This is a genomic window from Streptomyces sp. NPDC005492 (assembly GCF_040605995.1).
Classification (GTDB): Bacteria; Actinomycetota; Actinomycetes; order Streptomycetales; family Streptomycetaceae; genus Streptomyces.
This window is the reverse complement of record NZ_JBEXDX010000001.1, coordinates 507,371-527,614: the sequence shown is the minus strand read 5'-3', so window position 1 is coordinate 527,614 and position 20,244 is coordinate 507,371. Positions and strand designations below refer to the sequence as shown.

Annotated in this window: 20 protein-coding genes; 9 read left to right on the top strand and 11 right to left on the bottom strand. The window is 71.3% G+C overall.

Features of this window, described 5'->3' with window-relative positions:
• Positions 1-92 precede the first annotated feature (92 nt).
• The 3 genes from serS to ABZT04_RS02435 form a co-directional block, all read right to left on the bottom strand.
• Complete coding sequence (gene serS / locus ABZT04_RS02445) at positions 93-1,367, bottom strand: serine--tRNA ligase (protein WP_356051985.1); 1,275 nt, start codon at positions 1,365-1,367, stop codon at positions 93-95.
• 716 nt (positions 1,368-2,083) lie between these two features.
• Positions 2,084-2,587 (bottom strand): ATP-binding protein, encoded by a 504-nt coding sequence (locus tag ABZT04_RS02440; protein ID WP_356051983.1) that lies wholly within the window; start codon positions 2,585-2,587, stop codon positions 2,084-2,086.
• Positions 2,588-2,845: 258 nt separating this feature from the next.
• Positions 2,846-3,223: an STAS domain-containing protein gene (locus tag ABZT04_RS02435; protein ID WP_355908515.1), complete on the bottom strand. Its 378-nt coding sequence runs from the start codon at positions 3,221-3,223 to the stop codon at positions 2,846-2,848.
• Positions 3,224-3,545: 322 nt separating this feature from the next.
• Between ABZT04_RS02435 and ABZT04_RS02430 the strand changes: the two genes are divergently transcribed.
• Positions 3,546-4,427 carry an RNA polymerase sigma factor SigF gene (locus ABZT04_RS02430; RefSeq protein ID WP_356051981.1) on the top strand — a complete coding sequence of 294 codons (882 nt, stop codon included), beginning with the start codon at positions 3,546-3,548 and terminating at the stop codon, positions 4,425-4,427.
• A 63-nt stretch (positions 4,428-4,490) separates the two neighbouring features.
• Here ABZT04_RS02430 and ABZT04_RS02425 read toward each other — a convergent pair whose 3' ends face one another.
• Positions 4,491-5,489, bottom strand: coding sequence for a helix-turn-helix transcriptional regulator (locus tag ABZT04_RS02425; RefSeq protein ID WP_356051979.1), 999 nt, complete (start codon positions 5,487-5,489; stop codon positions 4,491-4,493).
• A 230-nt stretch (positions 5,490-5,719) separates the two neighbouring features.
• On the opposite strand from ABZT04_RS02425, the gene ABZT04_RS02420 reads away from it, so the two are divergent.
• The 3 genes from ABZT04_RS02420 (at position 5,720) to ABZT04_RS02410 (ending at position 8,366) form a co-directional block, all read left to right on the top strand.
• The gene (locus ABZT04_RS02420; RefSeq protein ID WP_356051977.1) at positions 5,720-7,135 is read left to right on the top strand and encodes an FAD-dependent monooxygenase; all 1,416 of its coding nucleotides are present in this window, start codon (positions 5,720-5,722) and stop codon (positions 7,133-7,135) included.
• On the top strand, positions 7,132-7,506 hold the full coding sequence (locus ABZT04_RS02415; RefSeq protein WP_356051975.1) for a nuclear transport factor 2 family protein: 375 nt from the start codon (positions 7,132-7,134) through the stop codon (positions 7,504-7,506). Before ABZT04_RS02420 ends, ABZT04_RS02415 begins: the two co-directional genes overlap by 4 nt.
• A 92-nt stretch (positions 7,507-7,598) precedes the next feature.
• Positions 7,599-8,366, top strand: coding sequence for a DUF5995 family protein (locus ABZT04_RS02410; RefSeq protein WP_356051973.1), 768 nt, complete (start codon positions 7,599-7,601; stop codon positions 8,364-8,366).
• A gap of 92 nt (positions 8,367-8,458) precedes the next feature.
• Here the strand turns inward: ABZT04_RS02410 and ABZT04_RS02405 are convergent, their stop codons facing one another.
• The 5 genes from ABZT04_RS02405 to hutU form a co-directional block, all read right to left on the bottom strand.
• Positions 8,459-8,869 (bottom strand): hypothetical protein, encoded by a 411-nt coding sequence (locus ABZT04_RS02405; protein ID WP_356051971.1) that lies wholly within the window; start codon positions 8,867-8,869, stop codon positions 8,459-8,461.
• Positions 8,870-9,038: 169 nt separating this feature from the next.
• Positions 9,039-10,220 (bottom strand): imidazolonepropionase, encoded by a 1,182-nt coding sequence (gene hutI, locus ABZT04_RS02400; protein WP_356051969.1) that lies wholly within the window; start codon positions 10,218-10,220, stop codon positions 9,039-9,041.
• Positions 10,221-10,240: 20 nt separating this feature from the next.
• Positions 10,241-11,611 (bottom strand): formimidoylglutamate deiminase, encoded by a 1,371-nt coding sequence (locus ABZT04_RS02395; RefSeq protein WP_356051967.1) that lies wholly within the window; start codon positions 11,609-11,611, stop codon positions 10,241-10,243.
• A complete protein-coding gene (locus tag ABZT04_RS02390; RefSeq protein WP_356052136.1) occupies positions 11,608-12,810 on the bottom strand; it encodes an allantoate amidohydrolase in 1,203 nt (400 codons plus the stop codon). The genes ABZT04_RS02395 and ABZT04_RS02390 overlap by 4 nt, the downstream gene beginning before the upstream one ends.
• A gap of 83 nt (positions 12,811-12,893) precedes the next feature.
• Positions 12,894-14,558: a urocanate hydratase gene (gene hutU / locus ABZT04_RS02385; RefSeq protein WP_356051965.1), complete on the bottom strand. Its 1,665-nt coding sequence runs from the start codon at positions 14,556-14,558 to the stop codon at positions 12,894-12,896.
• A 163-nt stretch (positions 14,559-14,721) separates the two neighbouring features.
• On the opposite strand from hutU, the gene ABZT04_RS02380 reads away from it, so the two are divergent.
• The 5 genes from ABZT04_RS02380 to ABZT04_RS02360 all read left to right on the top strand — a co-directional run bounded on the left by ABZT04_RS02380 (position 14,722) and on the right by ABZT04_RS02360 (position 18,449).
• Positions 14,722-16,113: a diaminopimelate decarboxylase gene (locus ABZT04_RS02380; protein ID WP_356051963.1), complete on the top strand. Its 1,392-nt coding sequence runs from the start codon at positions 14,722-14,724 to the stop codon at positions 16,111-16,113.
• A gap of 169 nt (positions 16,114-16,282) precedes the next feature.
• Positions 16,283-16,681 (top strand): hypothetical protein, encoded by a 399-nt coding sequence (locus tag ABZT04_RS02375; RefSeq protein ID WP_356051962.1) that lies wholly within the window; start codon positions 16,283-16,285, stop codon positions 16,679-16,681.
• On the top strand, positions 16,678-17,514 hold the full coding sequence (locus ABZT04_RS02370) for a transcriptional regulator (protein WP_356051961.1): 837 nt from the start codon (positions 16,678-16,680) through the stop codon (positions 17,512-17,514). The genes ABZT04_RS02375 and ABZT04_RS02370 overlap by 4 nt, the downstream gene beginning before the upstream one ends.
• A gap of 34 nt (positions 17,515-17,548) precedes the next feature.
• Positions 17,549-18,052 carry a roadblock/LC7 domain-containing protein gene (locus tag ABZT04_RS02365; protein WP_356051960.1) on the top strand — a complete coding sequence of 168 codons (504 nt, stop codon included), beginning with the start codon at positions 17,549-17,551 and terminating at the stop codon, positions 18,050-18,052.
• 22 nt (positions 18,053-18,074) lie between these two features.
• Positions 18,075-18,449 carry a hypothetical protein gene (locus ABZT04_RS02360; RefSeq protein WP_356051958.1) on the top strand — a complete coding sequence of 125 codons (375 nt, stop codon included), beginning with the start codon at positions 18,075-18,077 and terminating at the stop codon, positions 18,447-18,449.
• A 10-nt stretch (positions 18,450-18,459) separates the two neighbouring features.
• Here the strand turns inward: ABZT04_RS02360 and ABZT04_RS02355 are convergent, their stop codons facing one another.
• Positions 18,460-19,053, bottom strand: coding sequence for a hypothetical protein (locus tag ABZT04_RS02355; protein ID WP_356051956.1), 594 nt, complete (start codon positions 19,051-19,053; stop codon positions 18,460-18,462).
• A gap of 307 nt (positions 19,054-19,360) precedes the next feature.
• Positions 19,361-20,233, bottom strand: coding sequence for a MurR/RpiR family transcriptional regulator (locus ABZT04_RS02350; protein WP_356052134.1), 873 nt, complete (start codon positions 20,231-20,233; stop codon positions 19,361-19,363).
• Positions 20,234-20,244: the final 11 nt, after the last annotated feature.

Below are 20,244 nucleotides of genomic sequence, written 5' to 3'. Positions count from 1 at the left end.
AAGACAAGGCGCACGCCGGAGTTGTGACGATCCGGCGTGCGCGAGGGGAGGGTCGAGTGGACGGGGTGACCGGAGGTAACCCGAGGTGGGCGTCAGCCGAGCAGGTCGGGGACACCCCAGCGACGCAGCACCTCGGGCACCACGACCGTGCCGTCCGGGCGTTGGTGCTGTTCGAGGATCGCGGGCAGGAGGCGGCTGGTGGCGAGGCCAGAGGCGTTGAGGGTGTGGACGTACGCCGCCTTGCCGCCGCCCTCCGGACGGTAGCGGATGGCGCCGCGCCGGGCCTGGTACTCGCGGGCGTTCGACACCGAGCTGACCTCCGCGTACGCACCGAGGCTGGGCAGCCAGACCTCCACGTCGTACGTCTTGGCCTGGGCGGGGCTGGTGTCGCCGGCGGCGAGTTTGGTGACCCGGTTGTGCAGTCCGAGCCCCGCGACCAAGTCCTCGGCGCGGGCGAGCAGTTCGAGCTGGGCGGCGTCCGAGTCCTCGGGACGGGCGAACTGGAACAGCTCGACCTTGTTGAACTGGTGGCCGCGCAAGGTGCCGCGATCGGCGGTGCGGTGGCTGCCGCTCTCCTTGCGGTAACAGGGCGTGTACGCCACGTACTTGAGCGGCAGCTCGCTCTCGTCGAGGGTCTCGCCGCGGTGCAGGTTGGCCAGGGCGGTCTCGGCGGTGGGCAGCAGGAACCGCTCCGGGCGCCCGTCCTCGCCCGTCTCCACGACGAACACCTCGTCGGCGAACTTCGGGAACTGGCCCGCCGTATACCCGGCTTCGTAGGTGAGCAGATGCGGCGGCAGCACGAACTCGTAGCCCGCCCGGCGGTGGCTGTCCAGGAAGTGGTTGAGCAGGGCCCATTCCAGCGCGGCGCCGTCGCCCCGGTAGATCCAGTGCCCGTTGCCGGCGAGGGCGGTGCCGCGCCGGTGGTCCACGAGCCCGAGATCCTGGGCGAGTTGGACGTGATCCCGCCCCGTGAAGTCGTGCTGCGGGGTACCTACGACCCGTACGACCTCGTTGTGCTCCTTGCCGCCCGCGACCACGTCCTCGTCGGGGAGGTTGGGCAGGGCGTCGAGGAACCGCTGGTGTTCGCGGGCGAGTCGAGCGAGTTCGGCCTCGGCCTCGGTGACCTCGTCGGCGAGGGCCGCGGCGACGGCGCGGAGGTCGTCGGCGGCGGTACCCGCCCGAAGCCGTACGGCGATCTCGGCCGACACCCGCCTGCGCTCTCCCCGCAGCCGCTCCACGGCGGTGCGGGTCTCACGGAAGCGGGTGTCCAGCGCCAGGAAGCCCGGCAGGTCGGCGTCCACGGCACGCTTGCGCAGCGCGTCGCGGACCCGTTCGGGGTGCTGTCGGATGAGGGTGACGTCGAGCATGGCGTGTGCTCCGTCCGGTCGGCCGGGGCAAACCGATCGCCCCGGGGGTGATCCCTCGGGGCGTGGGCGAGAGGGTGCTCGCGGTGCCACCACGCCTTCACCGTCCCACAGCCGTGGAACGGTCTCGTTCGAGCCCGATGACGGGGGCCGGCCGGCGGGGCATGGGACCCGTCCGCACGACGAGCCGTTCCTCCCCGCACTCAGGAGTGGATTCCCCCGGCCCACAAGACCGCCTTCACAGCAACGACGGCTCTCTCTGCTCGCGGGACCCGGGGTATTTGTCTCCGTCAGCGCGTTGGGGATGAGCGTAGGGGTGGGTGGGGGTGCGGGGAAGCGAATTTCGTGGGCGGGCGTGTCCGGCGGGGGCAGGTCGCAGGGGATCGGCGGTGGCTGAGCGGGACCGGGGAGCGGGACTGACGCGTGCGGCGGCGAGGTGGAGGGGGCGTTGGCAACAGCGGCTGACGTTAGCGGCGAGGCGAGAGCAAGGCGGAAAAGGTGTTGGACATCAGAGGCTGCCGCCGTGGGCGACACGAGGGGGCGCCGGGGCCCCACGCCCGTAGCAGTCGGGAGCGCGGCCAAGCCCCGCTGCTACGGCCCGGCCCGCGACAGACCGGGCGGGTGCGCCCGCCTCCGCACAAGAAAGCGCCAGGCACTCCGTAGGGCACTCGAGAACGCGTGTCAGCCCCCACCCCCAGCGGCCCAGCCCCCGAAAACCCCTAAGCCGGCGCCCCCAACTCCGCCCATACCGTCTTGCCCGTGACCCCCGGTGTGCGTACCACGCCCCAGTCCAGGCACAGGCGCTGCACGATGAACATGCCGTGGCCGCCTGGGCGGCCCGCGCGGTGGGGGGTTCTGGGGGCCGGCTGGCCTGTGCCTCGGTCGGAGACCTCGACGCGGATCATCTTTCTGTCGCAGCTGATCAGCATCTCGTCCGGCCCCTCGGCGTGCAGGCAGGCGTTGGTGACCAGTTCGGAGACGACGAGGAGCACGTCCTCGGCGGCGGCGCGCCGGTCGGCGCCGTCGGCGGGCAGCCAGCCCCAGGCATAGAGGGCCTGGCGGGCGAAGTCGCGGGCGAGCGGGACGACTCCGCTCTCGCCCGCGAACCCGAGCCTGCGGGCGTCCCGGCCCGTGGAGGGTTCGGCGTCGTCCCTGGCGGGCGGCGCCGAATCGCCACCGGGCTCCGGGCGGTCGCCCGGCGGGTAGGGCCGGGTGGTGCTCATCAGCGCTTCACCTCACCGATTCACCGGTTCACGATTCAAGAGTCGGTACGTGTTCAAGAGTCAGCTCAGTACAGGTTCGAGATCAGTACGGGGTCATACGTGTTCAACAGTCATTACGCGGATCACGAGCATTTTGGTCGCTCTGGTTCCCGACAGGTTCAGATGTTCTCCTGCCCGAGCGAACCGGCAAAACACCCCTTACTCGGCACGGAAGCCGAGGCTCGGTGAAACTGCCGGTCGCACAGGGGCGAGGGGGGCTCAGTCGGACTCGTCGGCGAGGGCGGCCCCGAGGGTGTCATGGACGGTGAAGACCGCATCCGCCCCGGTGATCTCGAACACACGTGCCACCGCGGGAGTCATCCCCGCGAGATGCACTCCGCCGCCTGCGGCATCCGCCTTCAGTCGTGCGCCGAGAAGTACGTTCAAGCCCGTGGAGTCGCAGAACTCCAGCCGTGAGCAGTCCACGACGAGCCGTGCGTATCCATGGGCGAGCAGATCCTCCAGCGGCTCGCGCAACAAATCGGCGGTGTGGTGATCCAACTCACCCGCCGGTGTCACAACGGCGCTGGGGCCCTCTTTCCGCACCTCGACCAGAAGCCGGCCAGACTGTGCGCTGCCGACCGTCCCGCGGTCCATGCCGTCTCTCTCTCCCGAGGTCGTGGCTGTTGACGTTCGCCCTGGAACACTACGCCTTCCTCACACTCTCCAACACCCGAACAAGCGCCCATAAACGGACATATGCCCGCACAGCGCACTTGCGGCGGGCTCCGGAAACCGGGTAGGGCTAGTAGAGACAAATATTTGAACATTCGATACGCCCGATTAGACCGGCTATCGATACGACCCACACAACTGTCCGACAGCCCGACCGACCGACACGACCGGCTTTGGAGGCGCCGCACTCCGCAGTGCACGCACCGGCTTCGGCAGCCATATGCCGAGAACGATGGAGGACGCCATGTCACCCCGGCTCGACGCATCGCCTACCCCGACAGCGACGTCGACACCCCCACCGGCACAACTGGATCCCAATCCCATCGAGGGGCTCCCCGAGATCCCCCCGTACGACGAGGTCGGAGCCGTCGACGCACGCGCTCTGTCCAAGACGCTCTTCGCGCGACTGGAGTCGCTCGAAGAAGGGACGCACGAATACTCGTACGTCCGCAACACGCTCGTCGAACTCAACCTCGCGCTGGTCAAGTTCGCCGCCTCCCGCTTCCGCTCACGCAGCGAGCCGATGGAGGACATCATCCAGGTCGGCACCATCGGCCTGATCAAGGCGATCGACCGCTTCGAACTCAGCCGCGGTGTCGAGTTCCCCACCTTCGCGATGCCAACCATCGTCGGTGAGATCAAGCGCTTCTTCCGCGACACCTCGTGGTCCGTGCGCGTCCCGCGCCGGCTGCAGGAACTCCGGCTCGACCTGGCCAAGGCCGGCGACGAACTGGCCCAGCAACTCGACCGCGCCCCCACCGTGGCCGAGCTCGCGGAACGCCTGAAGCTCTCCCGCGAAGAGGTCGTGGAAGGCATGGCGGCGTCGAACGCCTACACGGCGAGCTCACTCGACGCACAGCCCGAGGAGGACGACTCCGAGGGCGCGCTCGCGGACCGTATCGGCTACGAGGACCACGGACTCGAAGGCATCGAGTACGTCGAGTCGTTGAAGCCGCTGATCGCCGAACTCCCGTCCCGGGACCGGCAGATCCTCTCCCTGCGCTTCGTCGCCAACATGACGCAGTCGGAGATCGGCGACGAACTGGGCATCTCGCAGATGCATGTGTCGCGACTGCTGTCGCGAACACTGGTACGCCTGCGAAAGGGACTCACGGTCGAGGAGTGACCCCCTCCTCCTCCCGCCGGTCCCCTGCCTGTGCTGAGCGCGGCGCGCGTGTGTGCGCCGCGCTCAGGCGTTCCCGGACTCCCAGCCCCGTCGCCGACCGGCGGTCGGTGTCTCGCCGAACCGCTTCCGGTACGCCTTGACGAAGTGGCTGCCGTCGGCGAAGTGCCAGCGGGCGGCCAGTTCGGACACGGTCAGGCGGGTGGCGACCAGCTCCGCCCGGGCCCGTTCGAGGCGCCGTTCGCGGACGTACGCCATGACCGACGGCGTGGCCTGCTGGTCGAACACGCGGTAGAGCGTGCGGACCGACACATGGAGCGCGTCCGCGATGTCCCGGGGATTCAGATCGGCGTCGTAGAGCAGCCGGTTCTCGATGTACTCCTTCGCCGCCGCGAGCAGCGTCGGCATGACGTACGCGTCGTCGATGACCTGGTCGTTCAGCAGCCCCTGGAACAGCTCGACCGTCGCGCTGCGTGCCGCCGCGGCGGCCGTGGGGCCGAGCTGGTCCGCCGTCTCGCCGAAGAGACGGAGATGGGCGAGCAGCAACCGTGCGGCGGGGGACGTCTGTTCGGCGATGACGGAGAGGGTGTTCGCGGGGAAACGGAGCGCACTCGCGGGCATGTGCACAGCGAGCGCGTGGGTGCCCCGGGAGACCTCGAAGTCCCAGGGTCCCTCGTTCCTACGGACGCACAGGGTCCCGGCGGTCGCCCTGGACCGCCGGTTCCGCGAGGCGAACCGCCACTCGCCGCTGAACGTGATGTGCGTGACGATCCCGTCCCCGTGGTGCCCGACCGGGCCGCCGGTGCTTCCGGAGACGGCGTGGCTGTACTGGTCCTCGACATGGAGATCGAGCATCTTCTGGGCCCGGATGCGGACCCGGTACGCGCCTTCGCTGTGCCGCGGCAGCATCAGCGGCGGGGCCGGCACCGACTCGCCGCCCTGGTGGCGCCACGCGCTGAGCAGCACATGGTTGCGGTTCTCGTCGGCGTAGGGCACGCCGATGTCGACCACGGGAGGCGCGTCACCGCCCACCCGCCAGGCGGCTATGCCGTCGTTGGTGTCCACGGGGACAGGGTAGGAGCGCGGACCACCACCGCGGGAAGGGGCGCGCCCGTGTACATCGGGGCCGTCGGGATGGCAGAGAAGTACAAGACGGGCGGCCGAGAGGGACAAGACCCGGACGACCGGGGCGGGCGAGAGTGGCCGTAACGACCCCTCGCTGTGGGTCCGTCATCGCGCATTCGTCTCCGCGCGTTCTCACCGCGCGTTCCTCCTCCACCAACCGGAGCAAGTTCATGACCGAGTCCGTGGTCTCCCTCTTCGAGAAGCTCGTCCAGGCCGAGCCGCCCGCCGACGCACCCGTGCTGTTCGACACGGCATGCGTGCTCGGCGGCAGCGTCGCGGGGCTGCTGGCGGCACGGGTGCTGTCCGACCGTGCGCGCCGGGTCGTCGTCATCGAGTCCGACGACCTCTCGACGGAGGCTGGTGCGCGCCCCGGCGTGCCCCAGAACCGGCAGGTGCACACGCTGCTCCCCGGCGGTCAGCAGTGGGTGGAGCGGTGGCTTCCGGGCATCACGGAGGAAGCGCAGGCCCGCGGCGCCTCCTACGCCGGGTCCGACAAGGCGGTCACCACCGTCAACGGCATACCGATGGCATCGGACGGCGTGGACCACCACCTGCTCGCGATCGGCCGCCCCCTGCTGGAGGCCCTGATCCGCGACCGGGTCACGGCCCTCCCCAACGTGTCCGTCCTGCGTGCGCAGGCGACCGGACTGGACTACCGCGACGACGCCGTCAGCGCCGTCCGCTACGTCGGCGTCGACCAGGCCGACAGGAGCGCGAAGTCGCTGGACGCGGACTTCGTCGTGGACGCCATGGGCCGCTCCAGCAGGCTGTCCAACTGGCTCAAGGAGAGCGGCTACGACCACCCCCGGCTGGAGCGGCTGCCGGCCCCGATCAACTACGCCACGGCGTTGTTCGAGCGACCGGAGAAGTTCGCCGACCTGGAGACGGCCTGCGCGCTGGGGCTGTTCACGCCGGACCACCCCTCGGGCGGGGTGTCCGTCGCGGCGGCGAACGCGATCGAGGACGGGCAGTGGCTCGTCATGCTCATGGGGTACGGCGACAGCCGACCCGGCCGGACCCTCGCCGAGTTCCGCGAGGCCTGCGCCAAGCTCCCCCCGATCTTCACCGAGGCCACGGCCGGCGCCCCGATCGGCGACGTGGTGACCTACCACCAGGCCGAGAGCCGGAGGCGCCACTTCACAGAGGAGAGCCTGAACCACTTCCCCGCCCGCCTGGTCAGCGTGGGCGACGCCGTGGCGTCCTTCAACCCCATCCACGGCCAGGGCATGAGCTCCGCCAGTCTGCACGCCTCCTGCCTCGCCTCGTACCTCGCCGACGCCCCCGAACTCGGCGCGCCCGCACGGGAGTTCTTCCGCCTCCAGCAGGTGGTCGTGGACGCCGCCTGGGGAGTCTCCGCCGGCAGCGACGCCGCCCGCCTGGACGCGCAGAACGGCACCGAGGTGCCGGACGACGTACGGCAGCAGCGCTGGGCCATGGCCCAGATCGCGGCCGCCACCCTCGCGGACGGCGAGGTCACCCGCGCGTTCCGCTACGTCTCCTACATGCTGCGCCACCCCGCGACGCTGGCCGACCCGACCCTGCTGGCGAAGGCGGTAGCCGCCAACGAGGGCGCCGAGGCCAAGTGACCGACACCGTGATCGACACCGTGATCGACCGCTACATCGCGCTGGCCGACGAGGCGGTGCACGACGAGTCGGCGCTCGCCGAACTCCTGGCACTGTTCGCCCCCGACGCGACCGTGAGGCTGGGCTCGGACCCGGTCCACGGCCATGAGGCGGTCACCGCCTTCTACCGCGCACACTTCGACTCGTTCGCCGACACCAAGCACTACTGGAACACCACGGTGTTGGACGACGGCACCCTGCGGGCCGAGTGGGTATGCGCGGCACGTACGGCGGACGACCAGCTCATGACGGTCGCGGGGGTGGAGCACGCGACGCTCGACGGGGACGGCCTGATCACCGACCTGCGCAACGAGTTCACCCAGCGCCCCTGAGGGGGTTTCGCCAGCGCCTCCAAGGGGGGATGTGAAGCAGCGACGACGGGCGGGGTGACATTCGACTCCCGCTATTCACAAGGGAGTTGGGCATGACGGCACAGAACATCGACGAGGTCGTGGACGGGCTGGCCGACATCGTGCGGGAGGCGGCCCGGACCGGTGACCGGATCGGGTACTTCGCGGCGTTGTACCGGCAGGTGACCGTCGAGATCCGTAAGGCCATCCACGAGGGCCGGTTCGAGGACGGCCCCCGTATGGACCGTTTCGACACCCTCTTCGGCAACCGCTACTTCGAGGCGCACGACGCCTGGCGCCGCGACCGGAGCGGGCCGCGCTGCTGGCGCGAGACCTTCGGACTGCTGGACGACTCCGACACCGTCATCGTCCAGCACCTGATACTCGGCGTGAACGCCCACATCAACCTCGACCTGGCCGTCGCCACCGCCCGGACCAGCCCCGGCGAGGACATCCAGGCCCTACGGCACGACTTCCTACTCATCAACGACATCCTGGCGCGGGTGGTGCTGGCGGTACAGGACTCGGTCGACGCCCTGTCCCCGCTCCTGTCCCTGCTCGACCGGGTCGGCGGCCGCACCGACGAACAGATCCTCGACTTCAGCATCGTCCAGTCCCGCGCGGAGGCCTGGCACAACGCCGTGGTCCTGGCCGCCCAGACCGAACAGCAACAGACGGCCACCATCGAACGCCTCGACATCCGCGCCGCCGTACTCGCCCGCCTGATAGCCCGGCCGGGCGCGCTGGTCCGGCCTGCGCTGGAGCTGATCCGGCATACGGAGAGCGATGATGCGGGGGCGGTCATCGGGCATCTGGACAGTGCGATGGAGCGGGCGAACTGATCTGACTCAGGGTCCCTCGATGAAAGCCGCCGGAAGCGCCGCACTCGATGAGCACGTTACCCACCCCGTACACAGCGAGGGATCCGCCCGGCTCACGCACCGTCGAGCGCCCCAGTGATCTTGCGGACCATCTCCTCCATGACGGGGCCCGGCTCGCCCTTCTTCGGGCGGACCGCCGCCTCGACGGCGACCAGGACCGTGCTGCGGAAGTTGTCGGCCTCGGTCGGGTCCTGCTTCTTGAGGAGGGCCATGGCCTCGGTCAGGGCCGGCAGGACGTGGTCGGCGATCTCGGCCACGGACTTGCCGTTCAGGTTCGGGATCTTGGAGTTCTCGGCGAGGACGTAGCCCACCGGGCCGGTCGCCGAGCTGAGGGCGAGGCTGCCCTGGGTGGCGATCCGGTGGGGGGAGCCGGTGACCGCGCCGGCGGCCGACAGGAGGGTGACGGCGCCGTACGCGGCGGTGCGCAGGGTGTTCTTGTCCTGGTCGGTGAGGGTGATGGGCATCGTGGTGTGCTCCTTGGGATCCGGCGCGACCCCCGGTCGGGGCTCGCTTCGCCTTCCTTCTGGAGCAGAGCCTGCGCCCGCCCGGTTTCACGGCGGCCTCAGCGCGCTTTCAGCGGGCGGGCAGAACACGGCACTCACTGAAAGCAGCAGGTTGAGCAGGCGGCGGCCGTCAGGCCGTGCGCCTTCCTCGCCGCCATACCTCCGACACCAGCGGCACCCCGGGCCGGTAGGCCAAGTGCACATGGCTCGGCGCGTCCAGCAGGATCAGGTCGGCGCGCGCGCCCGCCGCGACCCGCCCCACGTCGTCGCGTCGTAGCGCCGCCGCACCGCCCGCCGTCGCCGACCACACCGCCTCGTCCGGCGTCATCCCCATGTCCCTTACCGCCAGCGCGATGCAGAAGGGGACGGAGGACGTGAAGGACGAGCCCGGGTTGCAGTCCGTCGACAGGGCGACCGTGACGCCCGCGTCCAACAGGCGGCGCGCGTCGGGCCATTGGGCGCGCGTCGAGAACTCCGCGCCGGGGAGCAGCGTCGCGACCGTACGGCCGCTCGCCAGGGCGTCCACGTCCGCGTCCGTGAGGTGGGTGCAGTGGTCGGCGCTCGCCGCGTCCAGTTCTACGGCGAGTTGGACGCCGGGGCCGTAGGAGAGCTGGTTGGCGTGGATGCGGGGGTGGAGGCCCTTCGCCTTGCCTGCGGTCAGGATCGCGCGGGCCTGGTCGCCGTCGAAGGCGCCCTTCTCGCAGAAGACGTCGATCCAACGGGCGTGCGGGGCACAGGCGTCGAGCATCTCGCCGGTGACCAGGGCTACGTACGCGGCGGGGTCGTCGGCGTAGTCCGGGGAGACGATGTGCGCGCCGAGGTACGTCACCTCGTCCGTGTGCGCGGCGGCGATGCGGAGGGCGCGCGCCTCGTCGGCGACCGTCAGGCCGTAGCCGGACTTCGTCTCGAAGGTGGTGGTGCCCTGGCGGAGGGCCTCGGACAGGTAACGGGTGAGGTTCGCCTCCAGTTCCCCGTCGCTCGCCGCGCGCGTCGCCGCCACCGTCGTACGGATGCCGCCCGCGCTGTACGCCCGCCCGGACATGCGGGCGTTGAACTCCTGCGTGCGGTCGCCCGCGAAGACGAGGTGGGAGTGGGAGTCGACGAAGCCCGGCAGGACCGCTCGGCCGGCTGCGTCGACCCGATTGTCAGTGGCGGGTGCTTTGCTTGAATCACCGGTCCAGACGACGCGGTCGCCTTCGATGACGACGGCCGCGTCCTGGATCAGACCGAGGGGGGATCCGTCGCCCAGGGAGGGGTCGTTGGTGACGAGTGTGGCGATGTTGGTGATGACAGTGCTGGCTGTGTTGCTCATGGCGTCCTCGTGGGTGGTCGTCAGGCGCGCAGGGCTTCGACGGCCCGCGCGAGCGCTCCGGGCACGTCCGGTACGAGCGCGTGCGCCCCGTCGCGTACGACGTGCCGCCCGCCCACGACGGTGTGCCGTACGTCCGCCGCCGTCGCCGCGAATACGGCCGTCTCGGCGCCGAGCCTGGGCAGCGGCCCCGCCGTCCTGACCGAGTCGAGCGCGATCGTCGTGAAGTCGGCGAGCGCGCCCGGTTCGAGGGTGCCCGCGTCGTCCCAGCCCAGGGCCGCGTGACCGTCGGCGGAGGCCGCGCGGAGCAGGGCCGCGGCCGTCCAGTGGCCCCGGGTGCGAGTGCGCAGGCGCTCGTTCAGCTCCATCGCGCGGGCCTCTTCGAGCAGGTCGATGACCGCGTGGCTGTCGGAGCCGAGGGAGAGGGGCGAGCCGGCTCGTTGGAGGGCGACCGCCGGGCCGATGCCGTCGGCCAGGTCGCGTTCCGTCGTCGGGCACATGCAGGTGCCGGTGCCCGAGCGTCCCAGCAACGCAATGTCCTCGTCGGTGAGGTGGGTGTTGTGGACGCCCGTGGTGCGCGGGCCCAGCACCCCGTGGTCGGCAAGGAGTTGGGTGGGGGTGCGGTCGTGGGCCTGGCGGCAGGCGTCGTTCTCGGCGGTCTGCTCGGACAGGTGCACATGGAGCGGGGCCCGCCGGTCCTCGGCCCAGCGGGCCACGGTCGCCAACTCCCGCGCGGGCACGGCCCGTACGGAGTGGATGGCGGCGCCGATCCTCGCGTGATCCCGTTCCTTGAGAAGTGAAGAGCGTTCCGCCCAGGCGTCCGCGTTTCCGTCGGAGAAGCGGAGCTGGTGGTGGTTGGGGGGCTGTCCGAAGCCGGAGGAGAAGTAGGCGGTGTCGAGGAGGGTGATGCGGATACCGGCTTCGGAGGCGGCGGCGATGAGGGCCTCGCCCATGGCGTTGGGGTCGGCGTAGGGGGTGCCGCCGTGCGCGTGGTGCACGTAATGGAACTCGCCGACCGCCGTGATCCCGGCCAGCGCCATCTCCGCGTACACCGCGCGGGCCAGTGCGTGGTAGGTGTCCGGGGTGAGCCGGTCGGCGAAGGAGTACATCAGCTCCCGCCAGGTCCAGAAGGTGCCGGAGCCGACCTGGACGGTGCCGCGCAGGGCGCGGTGGAAGGCGTGGCTGTGGGCGTTGGCGAGCCCGGGGAGGGTGAGTCCGCGCAGGATCTCGGCGCCGGGGGGCGGGGTGTCGACCTCGGTGCGGACGGCCGTGATCCGTCCCTCGGACCCCGCGGCGGAGCCGCTGATCGACACAGTCAGGGCGACGCCCGGCTCGACGTGGGTGTCGAGCCAGGCGTGTTCCAGCCAGTACGTCCGTGTGAGGGGGTGCGTCACTTGCAGGCCAGCCCTTCCAGTACGTCGGCGAGTGCGGTCACCCCGGCCACGCAGTCGTCCTCGGCCGCGAACTCGGCCGGGGAGTGCGAGACGCCCGTGGGGTTGCGCACGAACAGCATGGCGGTCGGGATGCTCCCGGAGAGGATTCCGGCGTCGTGTCCGGCGCCGGTGCCCAGGACGGGGACGGTCAGTTCCGATCCGGTGCCCAGGACGCGGGCGAGTTCGTCGCGCAGGGCGTGGTCGAACTCGACGACCGGGGTGAAGGATTCACGGACGATGTCGAGGTCGACGCCGTGGGCCTCCGCGTACTCGCGGGCCGCCTTCTCGACGCCGGTGACCACCGTGTCCAGGGTGTCCTGGTCGGCGGCGCGGGAGTCGAGCCAGCCGCGCACCAGGGAGGGGATGGCGTTGACGCCGTTCGGTTCCACGGCGATCTTCCCGAACGTGGCCACGGCACCGGCGAGTTGGGCCTCGCGGCGGGCGGCGAGCACGGTCTCGGCGTACGACAGCATCGGGTCGCGGCGGTCCACCAGGCGGGTGGTGCCGGCGTGGTTGGCCTCGCCCCGGAAGTCGAACCGCCAGCGTCCGTGCGGCCAGATGGCGCTGGCGATGCCGACCCGGTCGCCGGAGAGGTCCAGCGCGCGGCCCTGTTCGACGTGGAGTTCGACGAACGCGCCGATGCGGGCGAGCCGTTCGGGGTCGGGGCCGATGGCGTCGGCGTCGTAGCCGGCGGCCGCCATGGCCTGCGGCAGGGTGACCCCGTCACCGTCGGTCAGCCGGTGTGCCTGCTCGACGGTGAGCTGTCCGGCGGTCAGTCGCGAGCCGACGCAGGCGAGTCCGAAGCGGGCGCCCTCCTCGTCACCGAAGTTGACGAGCGCGAGCGGCTTGGTGAACCGCGCTCCCCTGCGGCGCAGTTCGTCGAGCGCGGCGAAGGACGACACGACTCCGAGGGGTCCGTCGAAGGCCCCGCCGTCCGGCACCGAGTCGAGATGCGACCCGGTGACGACGGCGTCCCCGGCCTCGGGGTCACCCAGCCAGGCCCACTGGTTGCCGTTGCGGTCGAGTTCGTAGACCAGACCGCGGACCCGGGCCTGCTCCTCGAACCAGGCCCGGCAGTCGGCGTCGGCGGCCGTCCAGGCGAAGCGACGGTAGCCGCCAGAGTCTGGATGCCGTCCGATGGGGAGCAGGTCACGCCACATCTCGTGGAAGGAACCGCCGGCGAACTCACCCTGCGGCGAATCCCTCACCGAGGAGTTGCCGCCCCGCTCGTCTCCCGGAAGGGTCACGCCTCGTCACCCTCGCGCATCGGCACCCGCACACCGCGCTCGGCCGCGACCCTCTCCGCGATGTCGTATCCGGCGTCGACGTGCCGGATGACGCCCATGCCGGGGTCGTTGGTCAGCACGCGGCGGATCTTCTCGCCGGCGAGCTTGGTGCCGTCGGCGACGGAGACCTGGCCCGCGTGGATGGAGCGGCCCATGCCGACGCCGCCGCCGTGGTGGATGGAGACCCAGGAGGCGCCGGAGGCGACGTTCACCATCGCGTTCAGCAGCGGCCAGTCGGCGATCGCGTCGGAGCCGTCGAGCATGGCCTCGGTCTCGCGGTACGGGGAGGCGACGGAGCCGGAGTCGAGGTGGTCGCGGCCGATGACCAGGGGGGCGGCCAGTTCGCCGGACGCCACCATGTCGTTGAAGCGCTCGCCCGCCTTGTCGCGCTCGCCGTAGCCGAGCCAGCAGATACGGGCGGGCAGGCCCTGGAACTGGACGCGCTCGCCGGCCATCTTGATCCAGCGGTGCAGGGATTCGTTCTCGGGGAAGAGGTCGAGGATCGCCTTGTCCGTCTTGTGGATGTCGGAGGCCTCGCCGGAGAGAGCGGCCCAGCGGAAGGGGCCCTTGCCCTCGGAGAAGAGCGGGCGGATGTAGGCGGGGACGAAGCCGGGGAAGGCGAACGCCCGCTCGTATCCGGCGAGTTGGGCCTCGCCGCGGATCGAGTTGCCGTAGTCGAAGACCTCGGCGCCGGCGTCCATGAAGCCGACCATCGCCTCGACGTGCTTGGCCATGGACTCGCGGGCGCGGGCGGTGAAACCGGCCGGGTCCTTGGCGGCGTAGTCCGCCATGTCGTCGAACTCGACGCCGACGGGGAGGTACGACAGCGGGTCGTGCGCCGAGGTCTGGTCGGTCACGATGTCGATGGGGGCGCCCTCGGCGAGCATCCGCGGGAGCAGTTCGGCCGCGTTGCCCAGCAGGCCGATGGAGAGCGGGCGGCGGGCGTCACGGGCCTCGACGGCGAGTTGGAGGGCGTGCGCGAGGGAGTCGGCGCGGACGTCGAGGTAGCGGTGCTCGATGCGGCGCTCGATGGCGCGCGGGTCGACGTCGATACAGATCGCGACGCCGTCGTTCATGGTCACGGCCAGCGGCTGGGCGCCGCCCATGCCGCCGAGTCCTGCGGTGAGGGTGATGGTTCCGGCGAGGGTGCCGCCGAACTTCTTGGCGGCGACGGCGGCGAAGGTCTCGTAGGTGCCCTGGAGGATGCCCTGGGTGCCGATGTAGATCCACGAACCGGCGGTCATCTGGCCGTACATGGTGAGGCCGAGGGCCTCGAGGCGGCGGAACTCCTCCCAGTTGGCCCAGTCGCCGACCAGGTTGGAGTTGGCGATGAGCACGCGGGGCGCCCATTCGTGGGTCTGCATCACGCCGACGGGGCGGCCGGACTGGACGAGCATCGTCTCGTCCTGCTTGAGGGTGCGCAGGGTACGGACCATGGCGTCGAAGGAGCGCCAGTCGCGGGCGGCCTTGCCGGTGCCGCCGTAGACGACGAGCTTGTCGGGGTGTTCGGCGACCTCGGGGTCCAGGTTGTTCTGCAGCATCCGCAGGGCGGCTTCCTGCTGCCATCCCAGGGCGCTCAGTTCCGTACCGCGCGGTGCTCGTACGGGGCGGGGTCCTGACATGGTCTGCCTCCTAGCGGACTGCGGTCTCTACTGCGTTCTTCACGTGGTTATTCACATCCTGGCGCTCTGAATAGAACTAGTCAATACATCGTGGTGCCGATGTGGGCAGGCTCTGGGTGTTTGGCTGGATGCAGGACACGGCTACGACACGACGGGGGATCCAGTGAGCGACGGAATCCAGGGTCACACGGACGGCACCGACGACGGCGCCGAGCGGACCGCGCGCCGGGACCAGGCGGTGCGGGCCGCGGTGGAGCAGGGGCTGCTGGGGCCGGACGCGCCGATCGTGGCGTTGCTGGACGTCACCGGGGTACGGGAGTCGGCGGCGGCGCTGCGGGCGGCGTTCGACGCGGTGATGGCGCCCGGGACGCCGGTGCTGCACGCGTTCGCGGTGAAGGCGAGCCCGCTGGTGCCGGTGCTGCGGCTGCTGCACGAGGAGGGCATCGGCGCCGAGGTGGCGAGCCCGGGCGAGCTGGCGCTGGCGCGGGCGGCGGGGGTACGGCCGGAGCGGACCGTGCTCGACGCGCCCGCGAAGACGCCGGCCGAGTTGCGGGAGGCGCTGGCGCTGGGGATCGCGGTGAACGCCGACAGCCCGCAGGAGCTGGAGCGGATCGACGGGCTGATGCGGTCGGCGAGCAGTCGTTCGCCGCTCGGGATCCGGGTCAATCCGCAGATCGGCGCGGGCTCCATCGCGGCGCTCTCCACGGCCACGGCGACCTCGAAGTTCGGGGTGGCGCTGCGCGACGAGGGGGCGCGGGAGTGGGTGGTGCGGGCGTACGCGGAGCGGCCGTGGCTGTCCCGGCTGCACGCGCACGTCGGGTCGCAGGGCATCCCGCTGGCGCTGCTCGCGCGGGGCGTCGCGGAGACGTACCAACTGGCGGAGGAGATCAACGCGCGGATCGGGCGGCGGCAGATCGACACGCTCGACATCGGTGGCGGGCTGGGCGTGAACTTCGGCTCGGACGCGACGACTCCGACCTACGCGCAGTACGCGCGGCTGCTGAAGGAGACGGTGCCGGGGCTGTTCGACGGGCGGTACGGGCTGGTGACCGAGTTCGGGCGGTCGATGCTGGCCAAGCAGGGCACGGTGGTGGCCCGGGTCGAGTACGCGAAGAGCGCCGGCGGGCGGCCGATCGCGATCACTCACGCCGGGGTGCAGGTGGCGACGCGGACGGTGTACGCGCCGCAGTCCTGGCCGCTGCGGATCGCCGCCTACGACGCCAAGGGTCGGCCCAAATCGGGGCCCGAGGTGGTGCAGGACGTCGCCGGCCCGGCCTGCTTCGCGGGTGATCTGCTGGCCGAAGGACAGGCGCTGCCCTTGCTGGAGCAGGGTGACCACGCGGCGGCACTGGACACCGGGGCGTACTACTTCGGGGCCCACTACGCCTACAACTCCCTTGCCAGGCCCGGCGTTTACGGCTTCGTGCCGGACGGGTCCGGGGGTGTGGCGTTCGCGACCGTGCGGAGGCCGCAGACGGTGGCGGAGATCGTGGCCGAATCCGGAGGGGCGCACGCCGCCGCGCTCACCACCCTGCGCGCCCCCGGGCGCCGTTGACGCACCCCTGTGACCCCGCGGTTGAACTGGTGGGGAAACAGGGTCAGTTGACCCACCTTAGTCACTCCAGGCATGTTCCACTGGAAAATGCCAGAACCCTCACCCCTCGGCCACACGGTGCGTAGCTTCGTCGTCACTCAGCCGAACCGCAGGCGGGAGGGGAGCCACGGTGCCCGGAATCGACGAGTGCTTACTGGAGGCCATGCGACTGCCCGGTGCCCGGGGCGCCGCGCTGGTCGACTGGACGAGCGGGCTGGCCCTGGGCGTCGTAGGAGAGTCGCCCGGGGGTGACCAGGAGGCCAGTGCGGCCGAGGCCGCGGAGCTGGCCCGGCTCGCGGCCGAGCACCGGGCGTTCGCGTCCGGCGGGGAGGGGGGCGCGGAGGCGGACGATCCTCCGGTGGAGGATCTGATCGTCAGCAACCGGGACAGCTATCACGTGCTGCGGTTCGTGCGGACGTCGTTCGAGAGCAGTGTGTTCCTGCACCTGTGGCTGGCCCGTGCGGACGGGAATCTCGCGCTGGCCCGGATCCGGCTCGGCGAGATGGCAGGACGGTTGGTGCTGGGATGACCGCTCTCAAGGCCACGCCGACCACCCCGCCGCCGCGGCTGCCGGTGCGGGACAAGGCGGCCGCCGGTGACCGAGCCTGGGGCGGGGTCTCACCGATGCTGACGCGGCTCGCCGCCGAGGAGGCCACCGGGGTTCTCGTGCGCGAGCGCGGCAGCCTGCATCTGGTCGGGGGCCGGGTGGTGCACGCCGAGAGCCCGTCCGCCCCCAGTCTCGACCTGCTCCTCACCGCGCGCGGCACCCTGCGCGCCGAGGCCTGGCAGGCCGCCGCCGAGGCGACCGACGAACGGCACGCCACGACCCGACTGCTGCTGGACGGGGGCCTGTTGAGCCCGGGCGCGCTGGAGTTGTGCCATCTGGGGGCGCTGTACGACGCGGCGTACTTCGTGCTCGCGCCGAGCAGTACCCCGGGGCGTTTCCGGTACGGGGTCACGCATCCGCTCGGTGGGGTGCGGCCGGTGCCGGTGGCCGCGTTGGAGCGGGAGACGCTGCGCCGGCGCGATCTGCTGCACCGTGTCTGGCCGGACGCGGCGACGGACGCCGCGCCGCTGGTGCGGGCCGAGCCGGTCGCGCCCCCGGCGATCACCTCCCGGCAGGCGGCGGTACTGGACCGGGTCGATGGCGTCCGTACGGCCCCGGACATCGCACGGCTCCTGGGCCGGCGGGCGTACCCCACGCTGCTGGATGTCCGGCGGCTGGTGTCGGCGGGCCTCGTGTCGCCCCGGCCGCCCACGCCCGCCGCCGCGCCGCCGCCCGCCGTAACCGATCGGGCCGACGTCACCGATCCCGACATCACCTTGCTGAAGAGGCTCAGGGATGCGCTGGAGGCCCTTTGAGCGGCAGCGAGCACGCGCCGAGAGGAGAGAGCCGATGGCCTCCGAGGCCGAAATCCTTGACGAACTGCGCCGGTTGAGAGCCCGCGTGCCCCAACTGACCGGGGCGCTTGCGGCGGGCGTCGACGGTCTCGTCCTGGCGCAGGACACCCCGGGCGTCGAGCCGGAGCGCGTGGCGGCGCTCACCGTGACGGCACTCGGCGTGGCCGTACGGATGGCGGACGCGACCGGGCAGGGCGACTTCCGCGAGCTGCTCGTACGCGGGGTCTACGGCTATGTCGCGACCTACGCGGCGGGCTCGGGCGCCGTGCTGACCGTGCTCGCCCAGGACCGCGTCAACCTCGGCCGACTGCTGCTGGAGGGCCGCCGGGCGGGGGCCCGGATCGGGGAACTGGTCGACGCCGAGGCGGCGGCCGCGGAGCAAACCGGAACGGCGCCCGCGGTCGAGGCACCACCCAAAACCACCACCGCACGAACGAGAACGGCGCGCACACCACGCACCACCGCAACGACCAACGCGCGCACCACCACGGAAAGTTGAACGGACCCAAGGGAGCACTGTCATGGCCAACACCGAAACCTCGCTCAAAGAGGCGCTGACCTCCATCGAGGGCGCGACCGGAGTCGCGCTCGTCGACTACACCAGCGGTATGGCGCTCGGCACGATGGGCGGGAGCAAGACCTTCGACCTCGGCGTCGCCGCCGCCGGGAACACCGACGTGGTGCGCGCCAAGATGCGCACCATGGAGCACCTCGGGCTGAAGGGCGATATCGAGGACATCCTGATCACCCTGTCGAACCAGTACCACCTGATCCGGCTGCTCAAGGGGCGCGGCGGCAACGGCCTCTTCATCTACCTGGTGCTGGACTCCAGTCGGAGCAACCTGGCGATGGCCCGCCACCAGTTGAAGAAGATCGAGGCGGACCTGGAGGTCTAGGCCCGGTCGGCTACGCGAACACGTCGCCGCGGCGGCGCGCCCCGCCCGGGGTGGCGTCGCCCGCGGCGATGCCGGTGGAGCGGAAGCCCTTGACCGGTTTGCCGACGGGCGCGCCGTCGCGCTTGTCCAGCCAGTCCACCCGGATCCACAGCAGTACGTCCTCGGCCCGCTCCCGGCGGCCCAGCCAGGCGGCTTTCAGGCGCAGCCCGGCACCGGTGCCGGCGAGCAGCATGCCGCCCGCCGCGGGCACGGCGAAGGCGCTGCCCAGCGCGAGCACGAAGGCGAGCACGATCCACCAGCGGTGGGCGCGGCGCCAGTTCCGCACACTCACCGCGCGGTCCTGGAGCACGTCGTGCTTGCCGGCCCGGGCGGCGCCGCGCGCGAGGGTGGTGTAGCGCTTACGGCGCGCGTACGACACGACGGCCGCCGCGACGATGAACAGCGCGGCCCCGGCCATCACCCCGATCCGACGCCCGGTGATCCCCTCCGGCAACACCCCGACACCCGCCGCCAGCACCCCGAACCACCACAGCGGCGCGGCCCCGGCACGTACGACGACCGCCACTCGGGCCAGCCCCTGGACTCTCCGATCTCCGCGTGCCACGTCCCGCCTCCTGGTCGTCCCGGCACAGTTCCGTAGTGCGGGGAGACTAGTGAGCGAACGTGAGACGAATCTGAGAACACCCCAGATGGGACAGGGACCCTCATTCCACGAACGGCCCCGCGGCCAGTGTCGGCACTCCCCGGCGGCCGCCGAGAAGCCAAGGCCACGCACGCGGCTCCCACTCACCGAAGGCCACCGGCAACAACGGACGCCCACCATCACCGACCGATGACTTCAGCCGCAGCCGTCGACAATCACCGGCCGCACCACCGATTCCCCTCCCCCGCCCCAGCCAGCGCAGCGTCCCTCACTCCACAAACAACCCCCGGGCCGCAGCCCGCCCGTCGAACTCCTCCAACCGGGCCTGCGCGTCCGGAAGGTCGTCGCACATCGCTTCCAGCAGCACCCGGCCGAGCAGCATCGGGGCGCAGGCCGTGTCGAAGGCGAGGCCGGTGCCTACGGCGGCCGGGATCAGGAGGTCCGAGACCTTGGCGACCGGGGCGAACGCCGAATCCGCGACGGTGACCACGGTCAGGCCCGCCTCCCTCGCGTACGTCAGGGTGTCCACGACCTCTCGGGGATGCCGCGGCAGCGCGAAGCACAGCAGGGTGGTGGCGCCGGCGCGGACAGCCGCGTCGATGCGGTCGTGGATCATCGTGCCGCCCTCGTTGAGCAGCCGTACGTCCGGATGGACCTTCGCGGCGAAGTACGCGAAGCCGTACGCCTGGGAGGCCGCCGCGCGCAGGCCGAGGACGGGCAGCGGGCGTGAGGCGGCGAGGAGGCGGCCCGCCTTGGCGACCGGGCGGGGGTCGGCCAGTATCTCGGAGAGGTGCTTCAGGTTCTCGATCTCGGCCGCCACGGCCTGCTGGTACTCGTTGTACGACCCCGCGTCAGGCGCCGACTCGGCGGGCGCGACCTCGCGGAGGTGTTTGCGCAGCGCCGGGTAGCCGTCGAAGCCGAGGGCGACCGCGAAGCGGGTCACGGAGGGCTGGCTGACGCCGGCGAGTTCGGCGAGTTCCACGCTGGACAGGAACGGCACGTCGGCGGCGCGCCGCACCATGCTGTGCGCGATGCGTCGCTGGGTCGGCGTGAGCCGGTGCCCCTCGAAGAGCGCCTGCAGCCGTGCCGCCGGGCTGTCGGTCACATCCATGCTCCTGTCCACAGGACCGTCCGCGTCCATGTCCACGTCCG